Source organism: Bacillus sp. FSL W7-1360 (genome assembly GCF_038592975.1).
GTDB classification, from domain to species: Bacteria; Bacillota; Bacilli; order Bacillales; family Bacillaceae_D; genus Shouchella; species Shouchella lonarensis.
In genome coordinates, this window is sequence record NZ_CP151950.1 from 1,007,413 (window position 1) to 1,025,491 (window position 18,079).

Annotated in this window: 16 protein-coding genes and 1 riboswitch; of the genes, 10 read left to right on the top strand and 6 right to left on the bottom strand. The window is 44.1% G+C overall.

Annotated elements, in window-relative coordinates; translation table 11 throughout:
• Positions 1-80: 80 nt before the first annotated feature.
• The 5 genes from parE to NSQ26_RS05090 all read left to right on the top strand — a co-directional run bounded on the left by parE (position 81) and on the right by NSQ26_RS05090 (position 7,493).
• Positions 81-2,051, top strand: a complete 1,971-nt coding sequence (gene parE / locus NSQ26_RS05070) for a DNA topoisomerase IV subunit B (RefSeq protein ID WP_090775051.1) — start codon at positions 81-83, stop codon at positions 2,049-2,051.
• Positions 2,052-4,484 carry a DNA topoisomerase IV subunit A gene (gene parC, locus NSQ26_RS05075; protein ID WP_090775050.1) on the top strand — a complete coding sequence of 811 codons (2,433 nt, stop codon included), beginning with the start codon at positions 2,052-2,054 and terminating at the stop codon, positions 4,482-4,484. It abuts the gene before it with no gap.
• A gap of 74 nt (positions 4,485-4,558) precedes the next feature.
• Positions 4,559-5,488 carry an ABC transporter ATP-binding protein gene (locus NSQ26_RS05080; protein ID WP_499719493.1) on the top strand — a complete coding sequence of 310 codons (930 nt, stop codon included), beginning with the start codon at positions 4,559-4,561 and terminating at the stop codon, positions 5,486-5,488.
• Entirely contained in the window at positions 5,485-6,249 is a 765-nt protein-coding gene (locus tag NSQ26_RS05085) for an ABC transporter permease (protein WP_499719494.1), read from the top strand. Before NSQ26_RS05080 ends, NSQ26_RS05085 begins: the two co-directional genes overlap by 4 nt.
• Before the next feature lie 290 nt (positions 6,250-6,539).
• Entirely contained in the window at positions 6,540-7,493 is a 954-nt protein-coding gene (locus NSQ26_RS05090; RefSeq protein ID WP_499719496.1) for a peptidoglycan-binding protein, read from the top strand.
• 160 nt (positions 7,494-7,653) lie between these two features.
• Here NSQ26_RS05090 and NSQ26_RS05095 read toward each other — a convergent pair whose 3' ends face one another.
• Positions 7,654-7,866, bottom strand: coding sequence for a hypothetical protein (locus tag NSQ26_RS05095; RefSeq protein WP_499719497.1), 213 nt, complete (start codon positions 7,864-7,866; stop codon positions 7,654-7,656).
• A 277-nt stretch (positions 7,867-8,143) separates the two neighbouring features.
• Between NSQ26_RS05095 and NSQ26_RS05100 the strand changes: the two genes are divergently transcribed.
• Both NSQ26_RS05100 and NSQ26_RS05105 read left to right on the top strand, forming a co-directional pair.
• Positions 8,144-9,328, top strand: a complete 1,185-nt coding sequence (locus tag NSQ26_RS05100) for an AimR family lysis-lysogeny pheromone receptor (protein ID WP_499719499.1) — start codon at positions 8,144-8,146, stop codon at positions 9,326-9,328.
• Position 9,329: 1 nt separating this feature from the next.
• A complete protein-coding gene (locus NSQ26_RS05105; RefSeq protein WP_499719501.1) occupies positions 9,330-9,464 on the top strand; it encodes a hypothetical protein in 135 nt (44 codons plus the stop codon).
• A gap of 50 nt (positions 9,465-9,514) precedes the next feature.
• Here the strand turns inward: NSQ26_RS05105 and NSQ26_RS05110 are convergent, their stop codons facing one another.
• Positions 9,515-10,387 carry a cation diffusion facilitator family transporter gene (locus NSQ26_RS05110; RefSeq protein ID WP_499719502.1) on the bottom strand — a complete coding sequence of 291 codons (873 nt, stop codon included), beginning with the start codon at positions 10,385-10,387 and terminating at the stop codon, positions 9,515-9,517.
• 238 nt (positions 10,388-10,625) lie between these two features.
• Positions 10,626-10,731, top strand: a riboswitch (TPP riboswitch).
• Between the two features lie 127 nt (positions 10,732-10,858).
• Here NSQ26_RS05110 and NSQ26_RS05115 point away from each other — a divergent pair.
• The 3 genes from NSQ26_RS05115 to NSQ26_RS05125 are packed head-to-tail and all read left to right on the top strand — an operon-like array spanning position 10,859 to position 13,705.
• Positions 10,859-11,458 (top strand): ECF transporter S component, encoded by a 600-nt coding sequence (locus NSQ26_RS05115; RefSeq protein ID WP_499719503.1) that lies wholly within the window; start codon positions 10,859-10,861, stop codon positions 11,456-11,458.
• Positions 11,455-12,909 (top strand): ABC transporter ATP-binding protein, encoded by a 1,455-nt coding sequence (locus NSQ26_RS05120; protein WP_499719504.1) that lies wholly within the window; start codon positions 11,455-11,457, stop codon positions 12,907-12,909. The genes NSQ26_RS05115 and NSQ26_RS05120 overlap by 4 nt, the downstream gene beginning before the upstream one ends.
• Complete coding sequence (locus NSQ26_RS05125) at positions 12,902-13,705, top strand: energy-coupling factor transporter transmembrane component T family protein (RefSeq protein ID WP_499719505.1); 804 nt, start codon at positions 12,902-12,904, stop codon at positions 13,703-13,705. Before NSQ26_RS05120 ends, NSQ26_RS05125 begins: the two co-directional genes overlap by 8 nt.
• Before the next feature lie 428 nt (positions 13,706-14,133).
• Here NSQ26_RS05125 and kynA read toward each other — a convergent pair whose 3' ends face one another.
• Genes kynA through ytvI form a run of 4 tightly spaced genes read right to left on the bottom strand, consistent with a single transcriptional unit; the run spans position 14,134 to position 18,014 of the window.
• Entirely contained in the window at positions 14,134-14,949 is an 816-nt protein-coding gene (kynA, locus tag NSQ26_RS05130) for a tryptophan 2,3-dioxygenase (protein WP_499719507.1), read from the bottom strand.
• Positions 14,950-14,954: 5 nt separating this feature from the next.
• The gene (kynB, locus tag NSQ26_RS05135; RefSeq protein ID WP_499719509.1) at positions 14,955-15,587 is read right to left on the bottom strand and encodes an arylformamidase; all 633 of its coding nucleotides are present in this window, start codon (positions 15,585-15,587) and stop codon (positions 14,955-14,957) included.
• Entirely contained in the window at positions 15,587-16,873 is a 1,287-nt protein-coding gene (gene kynU / locus NSQ26_RS05140; protein WP_499719511.1) for a kynureninase, read from the bottom strand. The genes kynB and kynU overlap by 1 nt, the downstream gene beginning before the upstream one ends.
• Positions 16,874-16,886: 13 nt before the next feature.
• Complete coding sequence (gene ytvI, locus NSQ26_RS05145) at positions 16,887-18,014, bottom strand: sporulation integral membrane protein YtvI (protein ID WP_499719512.1); 1,128 nt, start codon at positions 18,012-18,014, stop codon at positions 16,887-16,889.
• Positions 18,015-18,079: the final 65 nt, after the last annotated feature.

Here is an 18,079-nt window from a genome sequence, read left to right on the forward strand (position 1 = left end):
CTTCCTTTCTGTCTTGCGTTTTACAGACTTTTAATCGTTCAAAGTATGTTACACTATGAAAGAGTGGAGGAGGCATGAAGATGACAAAAACGAATATCGCGTATAATGAAGACGCGATTCAAGTGTTAGAAGGTCTGGAAGCCGTCAGAAAACGACCGGGTATGTACATAGGTTCTACCGATGCACGCGGGTTGCATCATCTTGTTTACGAAATTGTGGATAATGCGGTCGATGAAGCGCTTGGGGGCTACGGATCGACCATTAAAGTGACCATTCATAAAGATGAAAGTGTGTCTGTTCAAGACGAAGGGCGCGGGGTGCCTGTTGGGATGCATCGACTTGGCAAACCAACACCAGAAGTCATTTTTACTGTTTTGCATGCTGGTGGAAAGTTTGGTCAAGGTGGGTATGCAACGAGTGGCGGTCTTCATGGGGTCGGGGCATCTGTTGTGAACGCACTTTCGGAATGGCTAGAAGTCGAAATTAAGCGTGATGGCCACCGATATGTGCAGCGATTTGAATCAGGTGGAAAACCAGTGACAACGCTGGAGAAAAAAGGACCGACGCGACAAACGGGGACGACGGTCCATTTTAAACCTGACACTGCGATGTTTAAAGGCGCTCATTTTAACATAGAAACTTTATCGGAACGTTTAAGGGAGGCTGCTTTCTTATTAAAAGGCGTCATTATTACGTTACGAGATGAACGGGTCGGTAAAACATATGAAGAAACGTATCAGTATGAAACGGGCTTAGAAGCGTTTGTGCAATATTTAAATGAAGGGAAAGAAGCGCTGCATCCAGTTGTATCATTTGAAGGGGTGGTCAATGAAATTGAATTGTCCTTATCGTTTCAGTTTCATGATGCTTATACAGAGAACGTTTTATCCTTTGTGAATAATGTTCGGACAAAAGATGGCGGCACGCATGAGCTTGGTACAAAATCGGCGATGACACGCGCCATCAATGAACATGCGCGAAAGCTTAAATTATTGAAGGAAAAGGATAAAAATTTAGACGGTGCAGACATTCGCGAAGGGCTGACGGCCATTTTATCCATTCGTGTGCCTGAATCGAAGCTGCAATTCGAAGGTCAAACGAAAAGCAAGCTTGGCACCCCAGAGGCACGATCAGCGGCAGAGACGCTTGTGTCTGAGAAAATGTCTTATTTTCTCGAAGAAAACCCAGCAGTCGCACAAACATTAATTAAAAAAGCAGTCAAAGCAGCTGGGGCACGTGAAGCAGCGCGAAAAGCCCGCGAAGATGCCCGTAATGGCAAAAAAAATAAGCGCCGCGACGTGTTATTGAGCGGCAAACTGACGCCGGCACAGTCGCGTAACCCCGCGCGAAATGAGTTGTACCTTGTGGAGGGGGATTCTGCGGGAGGCTCGGCGAAGCAAGGGCGTGACCGGACGTTCCAGGCGGTGTTGCCGCTTAGAGGAAAAGTCATTAATACGGAGCGGGCGAAACTTGATGACATCATGAAGAACGAAGAAATTCGGACGATGATTCATACGATTGGTGCCGGTGTTGGCGCCGACTTTGATATTGCCGACTGCAATTATGACAAAATCGTCATTATGACGGATGCGGATACAGATGGTGCGCACATTCAAGTGTTGTTACTCACATTTTTCTATCGTTATATGAAGCCGTTGTTTGAAGCAGGTAAAGTGTACATTGCCTTACCCCCTTTATATAAAGTAAGTAAAGGCAGCGGCAAAAAGGCGCAACTGTTGTATGCGTGGGATGAGCAAGAGTTGCAACAAGCATTAAAAAAGGTCGGCAAAGGGGCAACGGTGCAACGCTACAAAGGACTTGGTGAAATGGATGCGACCCAACTATGGGAAACAACGATGGATCCGAGTGAAAGAACGTTAATTCGCGTCCGTATAGAAGATATCGCACGCGCGGAAAAACACGTGACAACATTGATGGGTGACAAAGTAGAACCACGCCGAAAATGGATTGAATCACATGTTGCTTTTGACTTAGCTGACGATATGAACATTTTAGAAAACGAGAATTTGCACGTAAGGGAGGAAGAATAGATGGGTCAAGCAGATCGGTATCTTGACTTACCGCTTGAAGATGTAATGGGCGATCGTTTTAGTCGCTATAGCAAATACATTATTCAAGAGCGCGCTTTGCCAGATGCACGGGACGGCTTAAAACCGGTACAGCGTCGTATTTTGTATGCGATGTACCATGAAGGAAATACGGCGGATAAGCCGTACCGTAAATCCGCAAAAACAGTCGGAAATGTGATCGGTAATTATCATCCACACGGTGATAGCCCGGTGTATGAAGCAATGGTACGGATGAGCCAAGATTGGAAAGTGCGGCAACTACTCATTGATATGCACGGCAACAACGGTTCAATTGATGGAGACCCCCCGGCCGCGATGCGTTATACGGAAGCACGTTTATCTGCGATTAGCGCGGAGTTGATGCGAGATTTAGAGAAAGAAACCGTTGATTACATACCGAATTTTGATGACTCGACGTCTGAACCTGTGGTGTTGCCGGCGATGTTCCCTAATTTACTCGTCAATGGGGCAACAGGCATTTCAGCCGGTTATGCGACAGACATCCCACCCCACCATTTAGGCGAAATCATTGACGGAATCATATTCTTGATGAAGAAGCCGAACGCGACACTGGATGACATGTTAACGATCGTAAAAGGACCTGACTTTCCAACAGGCGGTATCGTTCAAGGCGCTGACGGTATTAAACAAGCGTATGAGACAGGCAAAGGAAAAGTAGTTGTCCGAGCGAAAACAGCGATTGAGACCGTTCGCGGCGGGCGCGAGCAAATTGTCATCACCGAGCTGCCATATGAAATTGTCAAAGCGTCACTCGTAAAAAAAATGGATGAAATTCGTTTTGACAAAAAGGTCGATGGCATCGCCGAAGTACGTGATGAAACGGACCGCGCCGGTTTGCGGATCGTGGTCGAATTGAAAAGAGACGCTGACAGTGAAGCGATTTTGCATTACTTACTCAAACATACAGATTTGCAAATGACGTACCATTTTAATATGGTCGCCATTTATAACCAGAAACCACAGTTAATGGGCTTACTGCCACTAATGCGTGTGTATATTGCCCATCAAAAAGAAGTGTTCACACGCCGGTCCCAGTTTGAGCTAGAAAAAGCAAAAAAACGCGCACATATTGTGGAGGGGCTCATAAAAGCGGTTTCCGTGTTAGATGATGTGATCCGCACGATCCGTGCTTCTCGCGATAAGAAAGATGCCAAAGACAACTTGATGATGGCATTTGGCTTTACCGATATGCAAGCAGAAGCGATTGTCAATTTGCAACTTTATCGCTTAACGAACACAGATATTGCCACTTTACAAGAGGAAGCGGCACAGTTGTCAGCACAAATTGCCGAGCTTGAAGCAATTTTAGCGAGTGAGCAACAATTGATTGCCCTCATTACAAAAGAAATGAAAGCACTAAAGAAAAAATTCGTCACACCACGCCGGACAGAAATTAAAGCCGAGGTGGAAACGCTCCAAGTAAATATGGACATGCTCATTGCATCTGAAAACGTGCGGGTTACTGTGACAGAAGCAGGATATGTGAAGCGAACAGGACTACGTTCTTACTCGGCTGGTAGTAAAGATGCACCGGGGATGAAAGAGGGCGACCGCGTCCTTTTCTGTAGGGAGGCAAATACGACCGACACATTGCTGTTATTTACAAAAAAAGGGTTTTACCTGTATGTGCCTATTCATCAACTCCCAGATATTCGTTGGAAGGAAGACGGGCAACATATTGCTAATTTGGTACCACTTGAATCAGAGGATGAAGTGATTGATGCTTGGGCGGTAGATGATTTTGAAAAAGAGACTTTCTTAATATTTGTCACACGTGGTGGGATGATTAAACGATCTGCCTTGGCATTGTATGAATCGCAACGCTACACAAAGCCACGGATTGCTTTAAACTTGAAAGAAGATGATGAGGTTATTGCTGTGCTTGAAACGACTGGGAAAGAAGAGTTATTCATCGCGACAAAAAATGGTTATGGTCTATGGTTTTCTGAACAAGACGTTTCCCCGGTTGGTCAGCGGGCCGCAGGTGTGAAAGCAATTAATTTGCAGGGTGATGATGTGGTTGTGGATGCATCTACGTTTAGTCTTGATGACAAAGTGGAATTCTTTTTGGCGACACATCGTGGTGCGGTGAAGCGGATGGCAATTACCGAATTTAAAAAGATGAGCCGTGCGGGGCGAGGAACGCCAATGTTACGCACATTAAAACATAACCCTCACCGTGTGATTGGTTGTAAACGAGTCATGGCGAGTGATGACGTATTTGTCATTGAAACAGAGCGAGGGGAATTCGTTGAGGTTTACCCTGCCGCGTACCGGCGTACAGACCGTCACACGAATGGTTCATATGTATATGATGATCAAGAAAAAGGCGTCGCACAAACTTTAAAACGCGTTGTCCCTACAGTCGATTAGTAAAATGTTTTGCGCAATAAAAACAAGGCTGTTATACTTAAAAAGATTCGCAAATATAGAGAGGAGATGAGTATATGGCAACTGAAACGTTCCCTTTAGTAGTTGAAAAAGTGAACAAGCATCTCGGGTCAACGCATGTCATTAAAGATATGTCTTTTTCCCTAGAGCGAGGCATGATTTATGGTTTTCTCGGTCCAAACGGTTCCGGTAAAACGACGACAATTCGCATGATCGTGTCTTTAATCGCGCCAAACAGTGGGGAAGTGTATATTGAAGGCAGTAGTATTAAAACTGAACGTGAGAAAGCATTGAAACATATTGGGGCGATTGTTGAAAACCCTGACTTGTATTTGTACTTAACAGGGATGCAAAACTTGCGTCAGTTCGCACAAATGAGTGCAGAACGAATTTCCGAAGAGCGATTTGAGGAAGTCATTCGTCTTGTCGAGCTTGAGCATGCGATTCATAAGAAGGTGAAGAAGTACTCCCTGGGCATGAAGCAACGGCTAGGCATCGCGGTGTCCATTTTGCATCGTCCAAGTGTACTAATTTTGGACGAGCCAACAAACGGTCTTGATCCGAAAGGGATTCGTGATTTGCGTGATTATTTGCGTAAGCTAGCCCGTGATGAAGGCGTGACATTGCTTGTGTCTAGTCACCAGTTGAATGAAATTGAAGTCTTATGTGATCGTGCGATCGTTATCAATGATGGTACAGTTGTGGATGAACTTCATATGGGTACGAATAAACAGAGTCATGAACAGATGACGATTACAATTGAAGCAGAGCCGGTCGAGAAAGCAGCTACGTTACTACAACCGTTAGGTGCAACGAAACAAACGGAGCGTGGACTTGAAATTGAGGGACAATTGTATGATGCGATCCCGCAACTTGTAAGGACACTCACTGAAAATGATGTCTCTATTTATGCCATCTCTTATCAAAAACGACTAGAAGATGCCTACTTCTCACTAACAGAAGAGAAAAGAGGTAACGCGACATGATTGATTTAATGAAGAATGAATGGATTAAGGCATGGTATGGACGAAAAGTATGGGTTTTTCTTATTGTGCTTGCTGCGTGTACGATTTTAGGCACAGTTGTAGGTGTGATGATGAAAAACTATGCCGACGCTTATATAGACCTTCTTTTCTTTGAAACGGTGTTTCCTATATTTGCAGGGTTCGTTTCTCTTTATGCGGTGATCTTAGTCAGTGGAGCGCTCGCAAAAGAGTTCTCTTCAGGAACGATTAAACAATTATTTATTCGCCCTGTGTCGCGCACGCGCATATTGCTATCCAAATGGATTTCCATCATGTTGTTGTCGTTTCTCCTTTTATTGGGGGCAGGGTTTATTTTATTCCTCGTAGAGATGCTCTTTTTTACAGAGAATACAACATGGATGATCGGTTTTAAGACGATGTGGAGCATGGTGCTGCATCATACTCCAACCTTGCTCTTTTATATCGCGCTGGCGACGCTGATCGGTGTCTGGATGCGTAGTACCGCACTAACTATCGTTGTCGCGTTTATTCCGATGTTCTTTAAAGGGATATTGATGTTGTTGCTTATGCAGTATGACTGGTCAAAATGGATTGTATTTATGCATTTTGAGCTATATAACTCTTATGAAAAACCTGTTGACCTAATTTTTTCATCGGAACTTTTTGATTCCGTCTGGCATTCGGCCGCGTATATCGGCGCTCATATCTTGATTCTTTTACTCATCTCTCACCTCATTTTCAAGAAAAGAGATGTATTATAAGAACCGACAACGATATCAAATAACGACAGGTATGCCCTCGTGGCGTACCTTTTTTTGTGGTTTCTGCCTATTTTTCAACATCGTCTTATTACAAACAGATGACAATAAGATTAAGAACGTCGTAATGTGTTTTATTATTTCACGAAAGCGAGTAGGTATCATAGCAACTCCTAACAGATTAGCAACATGGCATCTGTTCATTTGAGAGATCATTTGAACAACAGGGAGCTCTTTAAATACGTTTGCGCAGTGGGGTGCGCGAACAATTTTTTTAAAAGGAGTGAAGGTCTTTGGGGAAATTGATATTAAAAAGGTTTGACGCCTTTTTTGTGAAATGGCTGGTAAGTGGTTTCATTGCTGTTGTGGCTTTCGTAGTGATGATTGTAATGCAAGAAGTGCACGCTGCTATACCGCTCACTCAAGGAGAAGAAGATGAACGAGTAGAGGCGTTACAGGAAGAATTAATTGCGCAAGGGTATTTAGACGGAGAAGAGACGTCTCGTTTATTTACAGAAACAATGGAAGAAGCAGTCATTGCTTATCAAGAGGACCACGGGTTAATGGTGGATGGGATTGTCGGCCCACAAACACTTGGTGCCATGACGGTTTTACGTGAAGGAAGTGAAGGAGAACTTGTTTACATGCTTCAAGAGAAATTAAGCATGTTGAATTATTACCAGGGTATGCTCGATGGTATATATGGTCCACTAACCAAATCGGCAGTGTCCTCTTTCCAGCAGGCGGAACAAATTCAAGTGGATGGGGTTGCAGGACCAGAAACGTATCGTCATTTATACGGACCGCAAGTCATCGCGGCGGCACCAGCTTCTGTTGTTACGGAACAACAGCGCAATGATCACTCACCATCAAAGGCGGCAGAGGCAAGTGAGACCATTGAACCCGCTACGAACACGGCTGTAGAAGAAACGAGGGAGAGCGAGCCAACCGAGGAGACAACATCTATTCAGATGGAAGCGACTGCCTACACAGCGTATTGCAATGGATGTTCTGGTGTGACGAGTACGGGTATTGATTTGCGGGCAAATCCAAACCAAAAAGTTGTGGCTGTTGATCCGAATGTGATTCCACTTGGGAGTCGTGTATATGTGGAAGGATACGGGGAAGCGATTGCAGGCGATACAGGCGGAGCAATTAAAGGTCACAAAATTGATTTATATATGCAAACAAAAGATGAAGCATATGCCTTTGGGAGACGAACGGTGAATGTGACAGTGTTGGAATAATAGATACAAAAAGCCAGCGTCAGATATACGGGACGCTGGCTTTTGGCTGCTGTTTTGGAGATGCCTTCGGTTCAATCGCTTTCTTGCGCCTATTCAAGGTGAATGACGCCTTAGATCGCGATAAGGGTGCAGGAGAATCACTCTTCTTTAAATTGTTCCTTTAATTCTTGCACTTTTCCAAAGATAACTGTGTGATTTTCGCAATAAAAGCGACTTCAGTACCTTCAATGAGCATGCGTTTGGCTGTTTGGGTCCGTTCTTTTACGATTCCTTCCTCGATTCCTTTCTCCCAAGCATCACGTTCAAAAAACGTTATAATATTATCAATGTCCATTTGCTCCTTATGGACGAGCTTTTGCACTTCTTCACGCATTGTTTTTTCCTCCTCCTTCGTTAGTGGCATATATGAAGCCAAAAACTTCATCTGCAATGCTCGTTGTTCTGAGGTTAGAGGGGATGTTGCATGAACTAATTTGTCAAATAGAGAAGGGGTTCCTGCTTTTTTAGACAAAAAGATCACCAGACTAAAGGATAATTCACCTTTGCGGAATTTGTCGCACGAAAAAGCGGATTTCCTGCAGGGATACATACACATCGCGTCGAATAGTGAAACAAGGAAGGAACAATTTCTTAAGTATAGGTGGTGCTCTATGCAAAAACAAGAAAGCTGGTATGAGAAAATTGTGATTGAAAATCCGGCACGTAAAATAACAGCGGATACAAAAGATTATTTACATCGCACGGGCTTGTGGGATAAGCCAAGTTTATGGACAACAGACACAATGCGTCATCTTGCGCTGTCAAGAGAAGAGGCGGGGACGATTCCTTGTTTATCGTTTGAGCAAGTCTTTTTTGCGGTAAAGTCATTTGCCCCAGAAAGAATCGTGCCGCTTATGAACGAATACGCGCTTGCGGTACAAGCAATTGGCCACATTAAAGATGCATTTGAATATGCTATTCAATACCGACAGGCGGAGTTGCTAACGCAGCTTATTGAATGGCATAAAGAAAACAAATCATTAACTGAGTGGCGTCAGGTATATCAGCTGTTGCTAGAGGTACTCCAAGAGAATATAAGCGATGAAGAAACGATTGACAAAGCCCGCGATCTCACTGGTTACGTGACAGAATCTCTTTTAAAGATGCGTTTAGAATCACTGGAAATCCGGTCTTACTTGCGACTAGGTTACTATCCTAAAACAGCTTCCCTTCGAGAAAGAATGAACAAACAGTTGAAGCATATAAAGCCAAGTTTTGCAAAAAGCGTCACGATGAGTCGAGCGGGTTTTCAAATTGCTTATGACCTCTTGTACAATCAAGGAAAAGCAAAAGAAGCAGAGCAATACTTATTAGATTGTGTACTCGACGAAGTGATGGTTGATGCTATGTGCTCTGCCTGTTATCACTTGCTGTCATATACGGCACTGTTACGTCCGAGCTATGTTTGTCTTGGCTATATGCAACGATCCATTGCTTACGCGGAGAGAGCGGGGCTGAAAGAACAGGTGCAAGTTTTGAGCTCACAGGGATATCCTTTCGTTTGCAATGTACATGGAGAACGCTTTGATTTAGCTGATGTAGATCCAGAGGAACAAGTATATCAGCATATTGTTCGCGGAAATAACGAGAAGGCGTTGCAATTAGCAGAAGAGCTTGAGCGAGATGAGAAGGGAAGTACATGTTTAATATTTTATAAAGGGATAGCATCAGGAGATGTAACCTTGTTAGCAGAAGCGATGCGGTGTTTTGCGGAAGAAAATAGAATTCATTTACTTCCGCTTGTTGAAAGAGAACTTGTGAAAGTTAGTTCACCTACAGTAAAAGGAGAGGTTTAAGATGATGAAGAGATTGTTAGGTGTTGGAATCATATTCGCTTGCTTAATCATGCAAGACTCGGATGTTGTCAAACCTCTGGGACCTCCCAATCCAGACATTCTCAGCTTGCCAGATGAAAACAACAGTCGGGCGTAGTCTGCATGATTACAGCAGAGCCGAAGCGCTAGGAATTTCTCCTAGCGCTCTTATTCATCTTCCGGTTCAATATGCACACTCGTATGATCAATGCCGTGCTTTTGAGAGAGGAGTGATTCAATTTCGTCCGCAATTTCATGGCTATCTTTTACAGTCAACGTTGATTTCACTTCAATGGTTACATCAGCGTGAATCGCGCTACCCACTTGGCGTGCTTTCATCGTCTTTAATGATTGTACATGCTCCAAATCTGCAATTGTTTTTTTGTATGCTGATAAAGAGCTGTCGTCAAATCCATCAGTGAGTGCATGCGTGGCATCACGGAAAATTGTCCAAGCGGTATAACAAATAAGTAAACCAATCACAAAAGCAGTAATAGAATCAATCCACCCTAGCCGAAAGTGGGCAGCGATGATACCGATACAAGCACCCAAACTGACGAGTGCATCGGCTTTGTTGTCCTTTGCGGCAGCCATTAGAGCTTGGCTATTGATCCGTGTCGCGAGCTTTTGGTTGTATCGGTAGACGAGTAGCATAATGATGCTACTGAAGATGGCGACCCATGCGGCAACTAAGCTTGGAGCAACAATCGCTTCGGGATTTAGTAAGCTAGAACTGGCTTCTATTAATACTTGTATGCCAATGGCCGCCATGAGCACTGCTGCGAATAATGCGGCAATATGCTCGGCGCGAAAATGACCGTATGGGTGGTCGTGATCAGGTGGTTTTTGTGAAATACGTAAACCAATTAAAACTGCAATAGAAATAATGATATCAGATGCGTTATTAAAACCGTCGGCAACGAGCGCTTGGGAAAAGAATAAATAACCGATGACAAGCTTTAATGCCGACAAAAAGATGTAGGCAATGATGCTTAACCATGCGCCCGACTCACCTTGACGTAACTCCTCATATCTTTTCATGGAAGAAGACCTCGTTTCATTCTTGTCATATATGTATCGTATCAGACGAAAATCGAGTGGGTCTATAGAAACATGTTTTTCCACTTACATGAATATGGCATAGGCAGAATAATTTTGCATAGGGGAAACTTTTTTTATTTTGACTTCATCAGTATAATCTAGAAGTAAAGGAGATATGCACTTTAGATTTGTACATACCTATGGTATGATGGATATGCGATAATTAATTAATAAAATATGTATCCGCTAGGGGGGCTTTTTGGCTGAGAAAGATGTCTATCGCATCTTGACCCTTGTGACTTGATCTAGGTAATGCTAGCGCAAGGAAGTGGAACCGTTCATAAGAATGAAATTGTGACGTTTTTCTTTCTGTTCATGCATACATAACACCGCAATGTCACAAGAATTTTTAGTACCCCTTGATGTCATCAGCAAGGGTTTTTTGTCATTTGAAAGGAGAGAGTCTTATCAATGAAGAAAAAGCAATTAACATTAACTGATATTATTGTCACAATTATGATTGCCGTTGTTTTTGCGATCGTCTATCGTTTATGGACACCGCTCTATGATATTGTTTCGGTAACGGGGTTACAACTTCACCAATTGATTTATGGAATGTGGTTTATTGCTGGACCACTTGCCATGTTAATCATTCGCAAGCCGGGGATAGCCATTTTAGCTCAAACAGCAGCGTCGGTCGGGTCATTTTTGGCGGGGTCTCCATATGGACCGCTCTCCCTACTCTTATATGGTTTCTTCCAAGGACTTGGGGCAGAATTGGCTTTTGCGATGTTCCGCTACCGTTTGTATCACATGGGTGTGGCCATTTTAGGCGCAATCGGTGCTTCAATTGCATCATTTTCTGTTGACTATTTTAATGATTATTTACTGGATTATACGACATGGAACTTATCAATTCGAGTGATCCTCCGTACGATCAGCGCCATTCTTATTGCCGGTGTGTTTGCGACAGCACTTGTTCGCGCGCTTGAAAAGACCGGTGTTGTCCAGCTCATTCGGCCCGTTTCACAAGCAGATTACGCACGATTAGAGGCGAAAAGGAAACAATGATTGTGGCTGATCCTGTGATTCAGTTAGAAAATATCGTCTTGACTTATCCTCAAAGTGATAACTTGTTGTTTGATGAACTGAGTGTAACCGTGCAAAAAGGGGAGAAAGTGCTCTTGCTCGGCCCAAGCGGGTGCGGAAAATCGACGCTTCTCCAAGTGATGGCGGGGTTGATTCCGCGGGCAGTTGAAGTGCCTTTTAAAAGTGATGTGGCCACAATTCCTGCAGAAGCAGGAATTGTGTTTCAAGATCCTGACAGCCAATTTTGTATGCCCTATGTGGATGAAGAGTTAGCGTTTGTGTTAGAGAACCGTCAAGTCGCTCGCGAAGACATGCCTGCTTACATTGCGTCCTTATTGAAGCGAGTTGGGTTAGATGTGGCGCCACATACAGCGATTTCCACGTTGTCACAAGGCATGAAACAACGACTCGCGATTGCGTCAGCACTTGCATTGGAAGCTGATGTCCTATTTTTAGATGAACCAACGGCATTGTTTGATCCTGAAGGGACCGTTGCTGTATGGGAAACGGTTAAGCAATGCACGGAAGCGCAAACGATCGTGATTGTGGAACATAAAATTACGCATATCCTCAACTTCATTACACGCATCATTTTATTTAACGCAGCCGGAGAGATCATTGCTGATGGTGCGCCGGACCGTATTTGGCAAACGTATGAAGAGGCGTTTGACGAATACGGTATTTGGCACCCGCATTCGTGGAAGCATCATTTGGTAGCGACGCATTTGCCACGAGTAGCAGTGGAGAAGGGACCACAACGTTTGTATGTGCACGAGTTCCATGCTTATCGTCGGAAAAAAGTGGTCAGCCGTGTCGCGTGTGCCGATGCAAAGGCAGGACAATGGCTCGTCATTACTGGAGGAAATGGGGCTGGGAAAACAACGCTGTTGTATGCGCTCATGAACTTGCTCAAAACGAGTGGGACGTATGAAGTAAATGGGAAGCAAGTGGACAAAAAGCGTATCCTCGCACGAGAGATTGGCTTTGTATTTCAAAACCCAGAATTTCAATTTATTACTGATGAAGTGGAACAAGAGCTATATGCAGGTACACCTGGAAAAAGTGACGAGAAATATAAAGAACGTGCGACAGCGCTGCTTGACACATTTGGTTTGACAGCATTCAAAGCGTCTCACCCCTATCGGTTATCAATTGGTCAAAAGCGGCGCTTAAGTGTCGCAACGGCACTCATGCATACGCGTGACATATTGCTACTTGATGAACCGACATTTGGTCAAGATGCCTATCATACCTTTGCGTTACTTACCCAACTCGAGTCATTTCGTGCGAATGGGGGAACGGTTGTGATGGTCACGCATGATGAGGAGATTGTGACCCATTATGCAACGCACGTATGGGAGATTTCTAATGGGAAAGTGGCCAAGCAGTATCCAAATGAGCGGCGGATGACTAAGGAGGGCGCTCATGACTGAATATAAATGGGAAGAAACGTGGCTAAGTCGGATTAATCCGAGCTTAAAACTTATCGTGACGATGGTAATGCTAGTTGGCGTTATTTTCATCCATAATCCAAATGTATTAATACTTGTTGTAGCCATAGCGTTATTTACTTTATTTACTTTCTCTGGCCATCCGCGCTTGTTTGTATTGTTGTACTGTTTGCCATTTATACTTGTGTTTGTGTCAGCATCGACGGCGATGGTTTTCTTTGGTAAAGGTGAGACGACGTGGTTTCATATGGGCATTGTCCATATTACTGAGGAGAGTTTCTATCGCGGAATTCATTTAGGTTTACGTGCACTCACATTTGCAACGTTTGGGTTATTATTTGCGTTAACAACAAAACCAGTCTATTTATTTTATTCATTAATGCAGCAGTTACGCTTGCCACCCCATTTTGCGTACGGCTTTATGGCTTCGATTCGGATGATCCCGATGATGGTGACGGAGTTTCAAACATTGCGCCACGCGTATCAAATTAGAGGGGTCTCGACCCGGCGCGGGGTGCGCGGAATGTATGACATGCTGCACTTTTATAGTGTACCTTTACTCGCTCAAGCGATTAGACGAGCCCAGCGTTTGTCGGTGGCGATGACGGCGAAACAATTTTTCTTAAAACAAAAGCGGACGTATTTTTATAAACTGCATTTTCAACGCGAAGATATTATATTTGTCGGAGGGTGTATACTTGCGGTAGTATCGGCTATTTATTTTTCCACAGTGGAGTGGTGGATTCCTGTTCATGATGTGAGGTATGTGGGCGTTTAGTATAAATTACACTTCGCAGCATTATTTGTGCTAGTGGGTATGAAAACAGACAGCGTTTTTAATATGTGACATGCTAGTGTTAATAAACATTAGCCATTCTTTTTAATGGATCAACAGAAACCCCCAAAGTGTTGAATGAACACTTTGGGGGTTTCCGTACAAGAAATCTTAGCTTTGAACGAAAGTGCCGGTATGCTTGATACCATTTTCAAGAAAGAAACCTTTCTTGAATCAAAAATGAAAGCAGCGAAGGAATGAGTGTCTCATTCTTCTAGGATACATTATGCAGCACCGAGGTCCGATGTGTCAGCTATGAATAAAAAATGGGTCTCTGTTGAGTAAATTTATTCCGAAGGGGCAATGATCTTCTTACATATCTATTCATAGAAAAGCACTCCCAAGTGCTCTGGTGTCTACGGTCTAATTTTTCACAACGTTGTCCGTACTTTCCAAAGCTCAGGGAAAAATTGCTCATCCAATACAGCTTTCAAATAACCAACACCGCTCGAGCCGCCGGTGCCTTTTTTCATGCCGATAATGCGCTCAACTGTTTTCATGTGGCGGAAGCGCCATTGTTGGTGCCAGTCTTCTAAGTCAATCAATTTCTCAGCGAGTTGGTATAGATCCCAATAACGATCGATGTCTTCGTATACTTGTTGCCAAGCATGCAATACCGATTCGTTTTCTTCATGCGTGTTCCGAACGTCGCGCGTTAGCACTGCTTCATCGATTGCGAGTCCCGCACGAGAGAGGGCGCGAATCGCTTCATCATACAAGCTCGGTGCTTCGTAAGCAGTGCGCAATGTTTTTACGAGTGCTTCGTCATGTGCATAAATCTTTAAAATATGGTCTGTCTTTTTCCCAAGCGCAAATTCGAGCTGGCGATGTTGGAATGATTGAAAGCCAGACGCATGTCCAAGGGAATCGCGAAATTGTTTATATTCCGCTGGTGTCATCGTCGCCAGCACGTCCCATGCTTGAATAATTTGCGATTGAATTTTGGAGACGCGTGCGAGTTGTTTGAAAGCCGGTTGATAATGATCTTGCTGAATGGCTTTTGTCGCGCCGTCTATTTCATGTAACATGAGTTTCATCCATAGCTCGCTGACTTGATGGATGATAATAAAGAGCATTTCATCATGCTGATTTGATAACCGTTTTTGACTTGCGAGCAGTGTATCGAGCCCTAAATAATCACTGTAGCTCATATCTTTTTTGAAGTCGGTATGCATGTTTTCAGACATTGATCTCACTCCTTTGATTGAATAGGTCGAAGCACAGCGCGGACAGGGCTACCATCTGCACCGACAAGACGAAGCGGTAAAGCGATGAGCTCATAATACCCAGAAGTGACGTGCGCCAACTGAATATTTTCCAAAATGGCGATGCCTGCTTTTGCTAAGGCATGGTGGCCGGCGAGTTCTTTACTTGTCGGCTCATCGACACTAGGGACGTCGACACCGAGTAAAATGACACCCATGGTTTGTAAATAAGCGGCAGCTTCCGGCGTAACGGCAGGGAGCGTGTCTGGGAAAATATGTTCATTTGTTTGTGTCTTCGTTTTCACTAATAGTCGTTTCGTGTTTTTCGGCACGATTCCCTCAAGCAACGATTGTGAAATTTCTTTGACCCCGATCGCTTCAATGACATAGGCGTCGCCGATATATGTCGATAACGGCAGCTCGTCAATGCGATCCCCGTTATCATCAAAATGGAAAGGCGCATCGACGTGTGTGCCGGTATGTGCGCTCATGTGAATTGAACCGACATTAACAGAGCCAGTCATTTCTTTTGTGGCAACGAGGCGATAGGAAAAAGGTGTATCTCCTGGCCAATGGGCAATACTTGCGGACAGCGGTTGGCTAATATCAATCCAAGTCACTACGCAATCACCTCGCGCGTGTTACTAAATCGCTCATACGTTTTATCTTTCATAATTTGTCGTAGTGTAATGGCGACAGTGTATACATCTGTAAATGAATTATACAATGCAACAGGTGCGATGCGAATCCCGCTCGGGGCGCGGTAATCAGGGATTACACCTGCTTGTTTGAGCGCCTTACAAATGCGCGCGGCTTCTTTATGCTCCAAATAAATGTGCCCGCCCCGTTGTTCGTGGGCGATCGGTGTGCGAACAGTGAACACTTGCGTTTCTGGAAATGCAGCGAGTAGTGCGAGAAAGTAATCTGTCAGTTTCAGTGATTTCTCCCGGACTGCTTCAAGGCCGACTTCTGCAAAAAGTTCAAGTGCGCCGATAAGTGGTGCGAGCGAGAGGAGGTGGGGCGTGCCCATTTGGAACGCACCCGCTCCGTCTCCTTGGGTGAATGTCGGTGACATATCAAATTGCTTTTCTTTGTTAGAACCGAACCAACCCGCTAATCCAGGCATCCGGTCGTGGTGGCGACGATGAACGTAGAGACCAGCGACACTACCAGGGCCACCATTAAGATGTTTATATGTGCACCAGACCGCAAAGTCAACGCCATCCGCACTTAACGTATGCGGGATGGAACCAATGGAGTGGCATAAGTCAAAACCAATGATGATCCCGCGAGAATGGGCAGCGTCGGTGAGCTTTTTCAACGATAAACGTTGCGCACTCCGGTAAAGAACGGACGACAAAAGGACGACAGCGACTTCTTCATCCATCGCAGCAATAATGTCGTCTTCACATAACGTGTGCCCATCAAGGCTCTCAACGACCCGCAAATGTGTTTGTTCATCGTCATGGTGCAAACGGAGATGAGACTTGATTGCATAAAAATCAGTCGGGAAATTCAGTGCATCCGTGACGATTTTGGTCCGTTTTCCTTCGGGACGGTAAAATGTGGCTAATAGTTGGTGCAAGTTTGATGTTGTGGAACCGGTTGCGATCACTTCATCAGGATGTGCGCCAACGAGTGATGCGAGTGCTTGCCCAATCCGTTCTGATAAAGTAAACCAAGGATACGTGCCTTCCCCCCAACCATCAATGCCGTGCTGTTTCCACATGGCAAACACCGATAAGACAGCTTGCTCGGCCCGCTTGCTACATAGGCCAAGCGAATTTCCATCGACATATGTGATGCCGTTGTTTTTATAAAACTCAGTTGCATAAGAACGGAGTGGATCTTTTTCGTCAAGTGCTTGGGCGTGTGCGAGGGTTTGTAATTGGGACATCTCATTCATCTCCTTTACAGCATCATTTTTTTTCAGGGGTAAACCCTTCACGAACAAAGGTAAATACACTTTGAATGATGCCAATGTCATACAAAATGACGATGAGCACCAGTATAATCGGACCGATAAATAAACCGGTGGCACCAAATAGTTGTAAACCAACAAACAGCGAAATGAGCAAAGCAATCGGGTTTAAATTCATGTGTGCGGACAGTAGTTTTGGTTCAAGCAACTGCCGCACAATGACGACAATCGTATAGAGGATGAGCAAACCGACCCCACCTGAGACATCGCCTGTAATAAATAAATAAAGAAACCACGGAATCAAAATCGTTCCTGTCCCTACGTATGGCAGGAGCTCGGCAATTCCGACAACGATGGCAAGCATCCATGCATTCTCAACTCGTAAGATGAGTAAGGCAAGAAAAACAATGGTTGCAGTCACAATCATGACGACAATTTGTGCACGTATGAAACCGAATAAACGTAGCCGCATCGCCTGGACAAAGGCTTTTGACTTGACTCGAACGGTATGGGGCGTATGACGTTCATATATCGATTCATAAAATCCCCAACTCTTTCCCATGAAATAAATACTTAGCATAATAAAGAAAAATGCCACAAGAAAGCTTGGAACCCCGAGCAACAAATGGGTGACAGAATCAAGTGCTGCTTGTCCGATATCGCCTAATGTTTTCACAATGACAGTTCCTAACTGATCGATTCCTTGAATAACGACGTGTTGAGAGTTTTCATCAAACGTATCAAATAAACCGAGAACTTCGCGCCAATGCGGCCAAATCGTTTCATTAAAAAATAATTGTGCCTTTGTTGTTCCTTCTTCAATCCAAGTGGGGACTTGTCTAAAAAATTGACTTAAATTGTAATAAATAAGAAACGCTAGACCACTCAAAAAAGCACTAATTGTAAGGATCCCACCAAGCAAACCAAATAAACTTGCTGAACCTGAATTAAAACGCAATTTTTCTTGCAAAAAACGAACAAGTGGTTGCAACATCCAAGCAAACAAAGCGGCAATCCAAAAAGGATACGTGAGAGAAAAGACACGCGCAAATAACCACATAAAAATAATACAAAAGAGTATAACGACTGCCGTACGCACAGTCATCCATATGATATTTTTTGACATGATCGACTTCCTCTCTTTTAAGCGACGAAAAACGATTACTATGGACTTCATTGTAGAGTGCAGTT